The organism is Dryocola baronae (genome assembly GCF_051297175.1).
Taxonomy (GTDB): domain Bacteria; phylum Pseudomonadota; class Gammaproteobacteria; order Enterobacterales; family Enterobacteriaceae; genus Dryocola.
On sequence record NZ_JBINNY010000001.1, the window covers coordinates 2,667,215 to 2,679,767 of the forward strand.

Annotated in this window: 9 protein-coding genes; 4 read left to right on the forward strand and 5 right to left on the reverse strand. The window is 59.6% G+C overall.

Going from position 1 to position 12,553, the window contains the following annotated elements; translation table 11 throughout:
- Positions 1-48: 48 nt before the first annotated feature.
- From ACSPHG_RS12570 to ACSPHG_RS12580, 3 genes are read left to right on the forward strand one after another with little or no spacing between them, the layout of a single operon-like run.
- Positions 49-1,701, forward strand: coding sequence for an MFS transporter (locus ACSPHG_RS12570; RefSeq protein WP_435953835.1), 1,653 nt, complete (start codon positions 49-51; stop codon positions 1,699-1,701).
- Entirely contained in the window at positions 1,698-2,780 is a 1,083-nt protein-coding gene (locus tag ACSPHG_RS12575) for an HlyD family secretion protein (protein ID WP_435953836.1), read from the forward strand. Before ACSPHG_RS12570 ends, ACSPHG_RS12575 begins: the two co-directional genes overlap by 4 nt.
- Positions 2,777-4,159 (forward strand): efflux transporter outer membrane subunit, encoded by a 1,383-nt coding sequence (locus ACSPHG_RS12580; RefSeq protein WP_435953838.1) that lies wholly within the window; start codon positions 2,777-2,779, stop codon positions 4,157-4,159. Before ACSPHG_RS12575 ends, ACSPHG_RS12580 begins: the two co-directional genes overlap by 4 nt.
- A 457-nt stretch (positions 4,160-4,616) precedes the next feature.
- On the opposite strand, the gene ACSPHG_RS12585 is transcribed toward ACSPHG_RS12580, so the two are convergent.
- On the reverse strand, positions 4,617-5,381 hold the full coding sequence (locus ACSPHG_RS12585) for an SDR family oxidoreductase (protein WP_435953839.1): 765 nt from the start codon (positions 5,379-5,381) through the stop codon (positions 4,617-4,619).
- A gap of 221 nt (positions 5,382-5,602) precedes the next feature.
- Entirely contained in the window at positions 5,603-9,502 is a 3,900-nt protein-coding gene (gene hrpA / locus ACSPHG_RS12590) for an ATP-dependent RNA helicase HrpA (protein WP_435953840.1), read from the reverse strand.
- Between the two features lie 208 nt (positions 9,503-9,710).
- On the opposite strand from hrpA, the gene azoR reads away from it, so the two are divergent.
- On the forward strand, positions 9,711-10,316 hold the full coding sequence (gene azoR / locus ACSPHG_RS12595; RefSeq protein ID WP_435953842.1) for an FMN-dependent NADH-azoreductase: 606 nt from the start codon (positions 9,711-9,713) through the stop codon (positions 10,314-10,316).
- A 43-nt stretch (positions 10,317-10,359) separates the two neighbouring features.
- Here azoR and ACSPHG_RS12600 read toward each other — a convergent pair whose 3' ends face one another.
- The 3 genes from ACSPHG_RS12600 to paaX form a co-directional block, all read right to left on the reverse strand.
- Positions 10,360-10,554, reverse strand: a complete 195-nt coding sequence (locus tag ACSPHG_RS12600; protein ID WP_435953843.1) for a hypothetical protein — start codon at positions 10,552-10,554, stop codon at positions 10,360-10,362.
- Between the two features lie 282 nt (positions 10,555-10,836).
- Entirely contained in the window at positions 10,837-11,424 is a 588-nt protein-coding gene (paaY, locus tag ACSPHG_RS12605) for a phenylacetic acid degradation protein PaaY (RefSeq protein ID WP_435953845.1), read from the reverse strand.
- A gap of 9 nt (positions 11,425-11,433) precedes the next feature.
- Positions 11,434-12,366, reverse strand: a complete 933-nt coding sequence (gene paaX, locus ACSPHG_RS12610) for a phenylacetic acid degradation operon negative regulatory protein PaaX (protein ID WP_435953847.1) — start codon at positions 12,364-12,366, stop codon at positions 11,434-11,436.
- Positions 12,367-12,553 lie beyond the last annotated feature (187 nt).

The window sequence follows — 12,553 nt, forward strand, 5'->3', positions numbered from 1 at the left end:
TGTGGTGCACGTGTTAAACCGTCTGCTCATGGCCTGCGAGGCTAAATAATGCGCCTGCCGCAAAGCGATCCGTACAAGCCAAGGGAGTGGCAGCCGCACGAGAAACCGGCGCTGCTCGGCTCCCCTTCAACACCGATTCACCCGACGCCAAAGCGCATCGCCTACGGTATCGTTGGCCTGCTGGTCTGCCTGACCGGGGCGCTCGGCAACGCGCTGGTGACGGCGAACCTCAACAATCTACAGGGCACCTTTGCCGCCTGGTCGAACGAGATTGCCTGGCTTCCGGCGGTCTACGTGATGACCAACGCCTCGATTAACCTGCTGCTGGTCAAGTTCCGCCAGCAGTACGGGCTGCGGGCGTTCACCGAAGGCTTCCTGGTGCTCTACGTGCTGGTCACCTTCTTCCACCTGTTCGTCAACGATCTCAACTCGGCGATGATGGTGCGCGCGGCCCACGGCATGGTCAGCGCGGCGCTTAGCTCGCTCGGAATTTACTATCAAATCCAGGCGTGGCCCGCCAAACATCGCCTGAAGGCGCTGACGATCGGTATTACCGGCTCAACGCTGGCGATCCCCATGGCGCGGCTGTTTTCCTCCGAACTGCTGGAGCTTAACGAATGGCGCGGGCTTTATTACTTCGAGCTTGGCCTGGCGCTGGTGTCGCTGGCCTGCGTGCTGGCGCTGAAGCTGCCGCCGAGCGACCGTAAGAAAGTCTTTGAGAAGAAAGATTTTTTGACCTTTATCCTGCTCGCTCCCGGCATCGCCCTGCTGTGCGGCGTGCTGTCCCTCGGTCGCATCGACTGGTGGTTTGAAGCGCCGTGGATCGGCTGGTCGCTCGCCGCCGCCCTGGTGCTAATCGTCACCGCCATCACCTTCGAGCACAACCGCAGCAACCCGCTGCTCAATACGCGCTGGCTGTCCAGCGGCAGCATCGTGCGGCTCGGGCTCATCATGGTGCTGATCCGCATCGTGCTGGCGGAGCAGAACAGCGGCGTCATCGGCTACTTCCAGCTTATCGGCCTGCAAAACGAGCAGATGACCAATCTGGCCTGGTCGATACTGGCAGGCATTGTCTGCGGCATCGCCGCCAGCTGTCTGACCATCGACATTAAAAAGCTCGCCCGCCCGATAGTGATTTCGCTGGTGCTGATGATTATCGCCTCGCTGATGGACAGCCAGTCCAACAACCTTACCCGCCCGGCGCAGCTGATGTTCAGCCAGTTCCTGCTCGGGTTTAGCAGCGCGTTCTTCCTCGCCCCGGCGATGCTTGCGGCAATCGGCGGCGTGATTGCCGAACCGCGCAACCTGGTGAGCTTTTCGGTGCTGTTTGGCATGAGCCAGAACCTCGGCGGCCTGCTAGGCTCGGCGATTCTCGGCACCTTCCAGACGTGGCGCGAGAAGTACCATTCCAGCCTGCTGGCCGACCAGTTGACGCTGCTCAATCCGCTGGTAAACGAGCGCGTGAACCAGTATTCGCAGATGTTCAGCAGCCAGCTTAACGACGGCACCCTGCTGAACACCCAGGCGCTGCTGCAGCTACAGAGCGTCGCCACCAGCGAAGCCAACGTGCTGGCCTATAACGATACCTATTTACTGACCGCCGCCATTGCCACCAGCACCCTGCTGTGGATCCTCTGGCGCCTGATGCGCGTGAAGCTGGCGGCCAGAAAGCAATTGAAAAAGACCCAGGAGCAGCAATGAGTGAACAAGGAACGACTCCGGCGCAAAGCCCGGAGCAGAAAAACCTGCGCGTAGTGTCGATTTTTAGCGCCGCCGCCATCGGCATCGTGGGCGTGCTGGTGATCCTCTACGCCTGGCAGCTGCCGCCCTTCACGCGCCATACCGAATCGACGGAAAACGCCTACGTGCGCGGCCTGACGACCTTTATCAGCCCGCAGGTCAACGGCTACATCACGGCGGTAAACGTGCAGGATTTTGAGTATGTCAACGCCGGCGACGTGCTGATGACCATCGACGACCGCATCTACAGGCAGCGCGTGCATCAGGCCGAGGCGCAGGTCGCCATGAAGCAGGCCGCACTCGCCAACAACCGGCAGCAGCGGCGCAGCGCCGAGGCGGTGATCAAGAAAAACGAGGCCGCGCTTAAGAACGCCCAGGCGCAGGGCAAGAAATCCCAGCTTGATTTAAAGCGCGTGGAAGACCTGACCTCTGACGGTTCCCTTTCGGTGCGCGAGCGCGATGCCGCCCGGGCAAGCGCCGCCCAGGGCAACGCGGATGTCGAACAGGCCGCCGCCCAGCTTGAAATGTCGCGCCAGGATCTGCAAACCGTTATCGTCAATCGCGGGTCGCTGGAGGCCGACGTTGAAAACGCCAGGGCGGCGCTCGAGCTTGCGGAAATCGACCTGCAAAACACGCGGATCACCGCCCCGCGCGACGGCCAGCTGGGGCAAATGGCCGTGCGCCTCGGGGCTTACGTGAGCGCGGGAACGCGGCTAACCACGCTGGTGCCGCCGGATAACTGGGTTATCGCCAACGTGAAGGAAACGCAGCTTGCCGATATGAAGGTCGGACAGCCGGTCACCTTCACGGTGGACGCGCTGGCTAATGAAAAATTCAGCGGCCGCGTAGAGAGCATTTCCCCCGCGACGGGCGTGGAGTTCAGCGCTATTTCGCCGGACAACGCCACCGGCAACTTCGTGAAGATCGCCCAGCGCATTCCGGTACGCATCGAAGTGCTCGGCGAGGCGGATAAGCGCAGGCGGCTGCGTCCGGGAATGTCGGTGCAGGTGCATATCGACACGCGGGAGCAAAACCAATGAGTCCGCTAAAACTCACCTGTCTTGCCGCGGCGCTGCTGCTGGCGGGCTGCCATTCGGCGCAGGTTCCGCAGGCGAAGCCGACGCTTGAAATCCCCGTCCAATGGCGCAGCCAGGTTGGCCCGTCGTCAGCGGCGGAAGGCTTCTGGTGGCGCAACTTTCACGACTCCGCGCTTAACGGCTACGTAGACGAAGCGCTGCGCTACAACGGCGACGTGCTGACCGCCCGGGAGCGCGTGAACGAATATCAGGCGCGGGTGCAGGCGGCCGTGGGCGGGCAGCTGCCAACGCTTGATGCCGGGCTGAACGGCAGCCGCAGCCGCTCGCAGTCGGCCGCAACGGGTCAGCCGGTTCACGGCGATCTTTATAAAGGCAGCCTTACCGCCAGCTATGACGTCGATTTATGGGGCCAGTACAGCAGCGCAACCGAGGCGGCGCGGGCAAGCCTTGAGGCGCAAAAAGCGGCGGCAGCGGCGGCGAACCTCACGGTGGCGTCTTCCGTCGCGTCGGGTTACGTCACCCTGCTTTCGCTGGACGAGCAGCTTAAGGTCACGCAGGACACGCTGACCTCGCGGGAAAATGCGTACAGGCTCGCAAAGCGCCAGTATGAGGCGGGCTACAGCTCGCGGCTGGAGCTGATGCAGTCGGATTCCGAATACCGCTCAACCCGCGCGCAGATCCCCCAGCTACAGCATCAAATCACCCAGCAGGAAAACGCCCTCAGCGTGCTGATCGGCAAAAATCCCGGTGCCGTGGCGCGCGGCGGCGAATTTGACCAGCTGACGCCGCTTGCCCTGCCCGCACAGCTGCCCTCCACGCTGTTAAACCGCCGTCCGGATATCGTGCAGGCGGAACGCCAGCTGGCGGCGGCGGATGCCACGCTTGCCTCGTCCCGCGCGCAGCTTCTGCCGTCGATTAACCTGGTGGCGACGGGCAGCCTGCAGGACAGCACCCTTTCACAGCTTATCGACAACCCCCTCAGGCTGTGGAGCATCGGCGGCAGCATCCTCGCCCCCTTGCTCAACCGCGAGGCGCTCAACGCCCAGGTTGACGTCGCCATGTCGCAGCGCAATCAGGCGCTGTACGCCTACGAAAAAACCGTGCGCAACGCCTTCAAAGAGGTGAACGACAGCCTCGACGCCATCCAGCGGCTGAAGGAGCAGCTCGTAGAGCTACAGGCGCAGGAACAGGTGGCCGAAGAGACGTTACGCATCGCGCAAAACCGCTACCGCAACGGCTATTCGTCGTATCTTGACGAGCTGGACGCCCAGCGCACGCTGTTCTCCACGCAGCTAAGCGTGGTGCAGGTGAAAAATAACCTGCTGCTGGCGCAGATCGATCTTTATCGATCGCTTGGCGGCGGCTGGGGCGGGATGCAGTAGGATTGTGGCCCGTGGATTGCGGGCCGAGGATTCTGTCGGGTGGATTGTGTCGGGTGGCGCTGCGCTTACCCGACCTACTTTGTCCGGTAACCGATTGAACGTAGGGTGGATAAGCGCAGCGCCATCCACCGAATTCCAGACGCGATCGCGGATCCCATTGAACGTAGGGTGGATAAGCGTCAGCGCCATCCACCGAATTCCAGACGCGATCGCGAATCCCATTGAACGTAGGGTGGATAAGCGCAGCGCCATCCACCGAATTTCAGATGCGATCGCCAATCCCATCGAACGTAGGGTGGATAAGCGCAGCGCCATCCACCGAATTCCAGATGCGATCGCCAATCCCATCGAACGTAGGGTGGATAAGCGTCAGCGCCATCCACCGAATTCCAGATGCGATCGCGAATGGCATTGAACGTAGGGTGGATAAGCGCAGCGCCATCCACCGAATAGCCTTTCACACGCCGGTGATCGACGCGCCGCCGTCCACCAACGACGCCGTGCCGGTGACGAACGACGATTCGTCCGACGCCAGCCACAGCACGGCTCGGGCCAACTCTTCGGGCCGCGCAACGCGCTTCAGGGCATGCAGGCCGGCGATAAACGACTGGGATTCCGGGGTGTCATTCATATCGCGGTACATGTCGGTATCCACCGCGCCGGGCAGCACGGAGTTCACGCGGATATTCTGCGGGCCATATTCGGCGGCAAGCGCCTGCGTCAGGCCAATCAGCCCCGCTTTGCTTGCGGCGTAGGAGGCGGTGCCGGGGAAGGCAAAGCTGTAGCCGATGAAGGTGGAGGTAAAAATCACCGATCCGCCGCCGTGTTTGAGCATTTCGGCAATCTGGTGCTTCGCGCCCAGAAATGCGCCGGTCAGGTTTACCGCCAGCGCGTTGGCAAACCCTTCGGCAGACACCTCGGTGCTCGGCCCCGGCTCGCCGAGCGTGCCCGCGTTGTTGAAGGCGATATCGAGCCTGCCCCAGGTTTCCACTGCTTTTACCACCAGCGCTTTGGCGTAGGCTTCATCGCTGACGTCGCCGGTGAGCGCCACCGCCTCGCCCCCCGCCGCTTTGATTTCATCGACAAGACGGGAAAGCTCGTCCTCGCGCCTCGCCCCGACGACCACCTTCGCCCCTTCCTCCGCAAACAGCTTCGCGGTGGCATAACCGATTCCGGAGCTGGCCCCGGTGATAATGGCAACTTTATTGGCTAGACGCTTCATGAACGCACTCCGTGGTTGAGCGGTCAGAGTTTGACCGCTCATGGAGTATGGTATTGGGTAGGGATTAAGGAAAGGTTGAACAGCGGGTCGCCCTCACCCCGGCCCTCTCCCCCTGGAGAGGGAGAAACAAAGTTCATCCCACTCACTGGAGGGAGAAAACCAGGCCGATCCCCTCTCCCTTGAGGGAGAGGGTTAGGGTGAGGGGGAACCACGATCGCAGATCAGGCGACAATCTGCTCCATCGCCTGCAAAATACGCTTATCGGAAATCGGATAAGGCGTGCCAAGCTGCTGGGCGAAGAAGCTGACGCGCAGCTCTTCGATCATCCAGCGGATCTCCTGCACGTCGTCGTCTTCGCGGCGCTCACGCGGTAGCTTGTTAAGCCACTGCTGCCACACCTGCTGCACATGCTCAACCTTCAGCATCTGCGCGCGGTCGCGGTGCGGGTCGACGGACATTTTCTCCAGCCGTTTTTCGATGGCCTGCAGGTAGCGCAGCGTGTCGCCCAGGCGCCTATAGCCGTTGCCGGTCACAAAGCCGCGATAGACCAGGCCGTTCATCTGGGCCTTCACGTCCGACAGGCCCAGCGCCATCGTCATGTCCACGCGGCCCTTCAGCCGCTTGTTGATGTTGAACACGGCGGTAAGGATTTGTTCGACCTGCTTCGCAATTTCCACCACGGTTTCGTTCAGCTCTGCGCGCACCTTCTCATGCAGCACGGCAAAGCCCTCTTCCGTCCACACCGGGCCACCGGCCTGCGCGATGAGCTTATCCACGCCGCAGGAAATGCAGTCGTCGATCAGATCCAGCACCTTGCCGTACGGGTTAAAGTACAGCCCCAGCTTGGCCTTGTTCGGCAGCTTCTCGTGCAGATATTTTATCGGCGACGGAATGTTCAGCAGCAGCAGGCGGCGCAGGCCGCGCCACATGGCCTGCTGCTGTTCCAGCGCGTTGTCGAACAGCCGGATAGCCACGCTGTCTTTCTCATCCACCAGCGCCGGGTACGCCTTCATGCGGTAGCTGCCGCGCTTTTGCTCGTAGCTTTCCGGCAGCTTGCCGAAGCTCCAGATGTGCAGCCCGCTCTGTTCGATGCCGTCGTCGGCCACTGCGGAAAGCGTCTGCTGAACTTTGTCCTTCAGCCCGCCCTTCAGCGCGGTGAGATCTTTGCCCTCTTTGAGCTTTTTGTTGTGCTCGTCCACCACGCGGAAGGTCATTTTCAGGTGATCGGGCACCTGATCCCAGTGCCAGTCCTCCCGGTCAATGGTGACGCCGGACATGCGGCGGAATTCGCGTTCCAGGCTTTCCAGCAGCGGCAGTTCAAGCGGCGTTGCGCGCCCTAAAAACGCCTCGGCGTAGTTCGGCGCGGGCACAAAGTTGCGCCTGACCGGCTTCGGCAGAGATTTAATCAGCGCGATAACCAGCTCGCGGCGCACGCCCGGAATCTGCCATTCAAACCCGGCCTCATCGATTTGGTTCAGCAGCGGCAGCGGAATATGCACGGTCACGCCGTCCGCATCCGCCCCCGGCTCGAACTGATAGGTCAGACGCAGCTTGAGGTTGCCCTGGTGCCAGAAATTCGGGTAGTCGAGCTTGTTGACCTGCTCCGCGCCCTCTTTGATCAGCATGCTCTTTTCAAAGTTGAGCAGGTCCGGCGTTTCTTTGCTGACCTTCTTCCACCAGCTGTCGAAATGGCGGGCGGACACGACGTCATGAGCGATGCGCTGGTCGTAAAACTCGAACAGCGTCTCGTCGTCCACCAGAATGTCGCGGCGGCGGGATTTATGCTCCAGCTCTTCCACCTCATTGCGCAGACGCAGATTTTCGCGGAAGAAGGCGTGGCGCGTCTGCCAGTCGCCCTCAACCAGCGCGTGACGAATAAACAGCTCGCGGCTCAGCGCCGGGTCAATCTGGCTGTAGTTGACGCTGCGCGCCGCAACGATCGGCAGGCCGTAAAGCGTGACCTTTTCCGTTGCCATCACCGCGCCCTGGGCTTTTTCCCAGTGCGGCTCGCTCCAGGAACGTTTAATCAGGTGCTGCGCCAGCGGCTCAACCCATTCCGGGTCGATGCGCGCGGCGATGCGCCCCCACAGGCGGCTGGTTTCCACAAGTTCGGCGACCATCGTCCACTTCGGCGGCTTCTTGAAGAGGCCTGATCCGGGGAAGATGGAGAAACGAGCGTTGCGCGCGCCGGTGTATTCCTGCTTGTCGGCGTCTTTCTGGCCGATATGGGACAGCAGGCCGGTGAGCAGCGCACAGTGCACGGAGCGGAAGTCCGACGGCTCGCTGTTGATCGGCAGGCCAAGCTCCTTCACCACCTGACGCAGCTGGGTGTAGATATCCTGCCACTCGCGCACGCGCAGATAGTTGAGGTAATCCGTTTTGCACTGGCGGCGGAACTGGTTAGACGACAGCGCTTTTTGCTGCTCGCCGAGGTAGTTCCACAGATTGACGTAGGCCAGGAAGTCGGACTCTTTGTCGTGGAAGCGGCAGTGCTTTTCGTCGGACGCCTGCTGTTTGTCCATCGGGCGCTCGCGCGGGTCCTGAATGGACAATGCGGAGGTAATAATCATCACTTCGCGCACGCAGCCGAACTTCTGCGCTTCCAGCACCATGCGGGCAAGGCGCGGGTCAACCGGCAGCTGCGAAAGCTGGCGGCCTGACGGCGTGAGCGTGTAAACGCTATGGTCGGCGTCGCTGGTTATCGCGCCCAGCTCTTCAAGCAGGCGCACGCCGTCCTGAATGTTGCGCTTGTCCGGCGCTTCGACAAACGGGAACGCGGCGATATCGCCCAGGCCCAGCGCGGTCATTTGCAGGATGACGGACGCAAGGTTGGTGCGCAGAATTTCCGGGTCGGTAAACTCCGGGCGCGACAGGAAATCGTCCTCGGAATAAAGGCGAATACAGATCCCTTCGGACACGCGCCCGCAGCGGCCCTTACGCTGGTTGGCGGAGGCCTGGGAAACCGGCTCGATCGGCAGGCGCTGCACCTTGGTGCGGTAGCTGTAGCGGCTGATGCGCGCGGTGCCCGGATCGATAACGTATTTGATGCCCGGCACGGTCAGCGAGGTTTCCGCCACGTTGGTCGCCAGCACGATGCGCCGCCCGGCGTGGGATTGGAACACGCGGTTTTGCTCGCTGTTCGACAGGCGCGCATATAAAGGAAGGACTTCAGTGTGCGGCAGGTTCAGCCTGTTGAGCGCGTCGGCGGTGTCGCGAATTTCGCGCTCGCCGCTCATAAATATCAGAATGTCGCCCGCGCTTTCGCGGCCAAGCTCGTCCACGGCGTCAAAAATCGCCTGCAGCTGGTCGCGGTCGGTATCGTCGGCGTCTTCCACAATCGGGCGATAGCGCACTTCCACCGGATAGGTACGGCCGGAGACTTCAATAATCGGCGCGTTGTTGAAATGGCGCGAGAAGCGCTCCGGGTCGATGGTCGCGGAGGTAATAATGATTTTCAGATCCGGACGACGCGGCAGCAGCTCGCGCAGGTAGCCGAGCAGGAAATCGATATTCAGACTGCGCTCGTGCGCTTCATCGATGATGATGGTGTCGTACTGCATCAGCAGGCGATCCTGCTGGATTTCCGCCAGCAGGATGCCGTCGGTCATCAGCTTGACCAGGGTGTTTTCGCCGACGTGATCGGTAAAACGCACCTTATAGCCCACGCAGCCGCCCGGTTCGGTTTGCAGCTCTTCGGCGATACGGTTAGCCACCGTGCGCGCGGCCAGGCGGCGCGGCTGCGTGTGGCCAATCAGCCCTTTCACGCCGCGCCCCAGCTCCATGCAGATTTTCGGCAGCTGCGTGGTTTTGCCGGAGCCGGTTTCGCCTGCGACGATCACCACCTGATGGTCGCGGATGGCTTCCAGAATGTCCTGTTTCTTCTGGCTAACCGGCAGATTTTCCGGATAGGTGATTTTTGGGCGAGCGGCTTCGCGCAGCAGGACTTTACCGGCTGCGGCGTCAATCTCCTGGGCCAGCGAGTCGAACACGGCCTGCTGGGATTCAGGATTTTTCACCTTCTTCGCGCCGTGGATGCGGCGGGCGAAGCGCTGTCTGTCGCGCAGCATAAGCCCATCTAAACGGGAAGATAACGAGGTGACTGAGGGTTTTGTATTTTGCATGGCGTCATCATCATGGCAGAGCACTGCCGGAAAAGTCTTTTGCGTGAATTGCCAGTAGATTACCACAACACACACTTTGTCGCCTTGTTCAATAAAACTGAACGTAGAGTTCGATATATTGCGCTATCACTGCAATCGGATTGTGAATAAAGTGTCACTCAGCGACCGGGCAAGTTTGTCCGAATGACCAAAAACAAAGGAAACACCCATGAGCAAAGTATTAGTCCTGAAGTCCAGCATCCTGGCAGGTTACTCACAGTCCAATCAGCTTTCCGACTATTTTGTTGAACAATGGCGTGAAGAGCATTCCGCTGACCAGGTAACCGTGCGCGATTTGGCAGCAAATCCGGTACCGGTGCTGGACGGTGAACTGGTTGGCGCGCTGCGCCCGAGCGACGCGCCGCTGACCCCACGTCAGCAGGAAGCGCTGGCGCTGTCCGACGAGCTGATCGCCGAACTGAAAGCGCATGACGTAATCGTGATTACCGCGCCGATGTATAACTTCAACATCCCTACCCAGTTGAAGAACTACTTTGACCTGGTAGCCCGCGCTGGCGTGACCTTCCGTTACACCGAAAAAGGTCCAGAAGGCCTGATCACAGGTAAACGTGCGGTCGTGCTGACCAGCCGTGGCGGTATCCATAAAGATACCCCGACCGATCTGCTGGTGCCGTACCTGAACCTGTTCCTTGGCTTCATCGGGATTACCGACGTGAACTACGTGTTTGCAGAAGGTATCGCCTATGGTCCAGAAGTGGCGACCAAAGCCCAGTCCGACGCTAAAGCCGCCATCGACAGCATCGTTGCTGCATAACCTGCGAAATTTAATGAACGGTCAGCGAACGCTGGCCGTTTTTTTACAGCATAACGGTAATTAAATAGAAGGAAGAAGCCATAAAGGCCAGCCCAATCCAATGGGTGTAGAGCAGCGCAATAGCAAACAGGCAGTTAATTCCCCACCAGTAAAAAAATCGTCTGCGAACGATGCTCCAGTCTTTCTGCGGGTAGATGAATTTTAAAAGAAAAAATACAATAGCGGCTAAAATTAACATATCGTGATCTTCCCTGATGTTTAATTAACAATCCCTGAGAAACAGCCCTGTCCGTCAGGCGCCTGCTTTAAAATAAGAATTTTCCAAGGAACGCAGGTAATTAAACACATAGATTCCGCTTTTGCAATAAATGCTATTTATTTTTTATATACCAAAGCGAGATATACCCAGCCAATGAAATCAATTCAACGGCAATTAATATATATTGCGAATACATTCACATATTTATATTCAAGCAATATATAACCCAGTTCAAATAAACTGAGTTATATATGACATGAATTATTTAGGAAGGTGTTGGTTTTCAAAGCGCAGACTTTGCCGGTTCTCTTCGACTTCCCGCAGCGGCTCCACCTGGTGGAGGGTTTGCTGGCAGCGGATGACCAGATCCTGATACTCGCGGGTTCCTCCTCTTTTCCATTCGATTTCTTCCGCGCGCAGCTCGCGCACCGCCTTCGCCGGGCTGCCTAAAATCATCAGGTTGGCACCAAACTCCGCCTTCGCTTTGATAAACGCGCACGCGCCCACGATGCTGTTTTCACCGATTTGCGCGCCGTCCAGCACCACCGCATTCATGCCCACCAGCGCGTTTTTACCAACCGTGCAGCCGTGCAGAATTGCGCCGTGGCCGATATGCCCGTCTTCTTCCACTACCGTGTCCTGCCCGGCAAATCCGTGCATCACGCAGTTATCCTGCACGTTAGCGCCGTCTTTCACGATGATGCGCCCAAAGTCGCCGCGCAGGCAGGCACCAGGCCCGATGTACACGCGATGGCCAATAATGACATCGCCGATCAGCACCGCCGTGGGATGCAGATAGCTGTCTTCCGGTACGACGGGCGTCAGCCCATCAATTTGATATACGGGCATAGTTTCTCCTTAATGACCTGGGAGCAGTCCCCCAAAGCGCTGGAAATAGCCGCTCCCCGGCTGCGGCAGTTCGCCAACCGAGGTTTCCCCGTGCTCGCTGACGAACGCCAGCGCGCCGGGCGCGACGCGTTGATAGATGTTGATGCACAGCTGGCGGGCGCTCTGCCCCTGCCAGTGCGGCGGCAAAAGCTCGTCGGGCAGCAGCGGATCTTTCAGCACCACGCGACGGTAAAAGTGAATCAGCAGCAGCTGGATCTGGAAGCAGCGCAGCGGCGTAAGCGCCTGCTCATCCGCCTCGCGCAGCAGGGGCAGCAGCGGGCGGAACGAGTGAATAAACTCGCCGTAGCGCTCGTTTTTTTCCGTCAGCAGCCAGCACTCTTCCACGCGCGCCCTGAGCGCAGTCTTCGACGACTGGAGCGGCGAGCTGGCCTCAAAGCACATCACGTTATCGGCAACGCCCGCCTCGTGCAGGAAGTTTTGCACGTCGCTAAGATTCTGCGAGGGGGACGCCATCAGGCTCGGCGCAAGGGTGCCGAACCCCTGCCAGATAAGCTGTTTTTTGACCTGCGCGAGGGTGTTTTTCTCAAGACCCTCGGAAAGCAAAAGCAGCCATTTACCGTCCCACGCGGGCTGCCCGGCGCGATAGATTTTTGCCTCGGCGCGCCGCGTCATGCGCTGGCCCATTTCGGTCAGACGATAAAAACTTCGTCGCCCCACGCGTTCAACGTCAAGCCAGCCTTCTTTGTTAAGCCGGAATAAAGAGGTGCGCACGAACCGCTCGCCAAAACCGAGTGATTCCAGCATGGCCGCAAGGCTGCCAAGCCAGATTTCCCCGCCGCGATGCGCCAGCGCATCGCCGTACAAAGAGACAATCAGCGACGTCCCGCTAATGGGTACGGCGCTCACCGCCTGTTGAATAAACTGTTCCAGTTTGCCGCTCATCGCCCGCCGGTTCTGCCATTTATGATGGTAATGATATTCACCATAGCACAGGAAAGCGGCCATAAATCATGCAATTAGCAATATGATTCACATTTTTAAAATTTTATGAAATTTTAGGTCGGGTAAGCGCAATGCCACCCGACGTTTACGGCGGATGGCGCGCTGTATTCAGATCGCCCTCACCCCA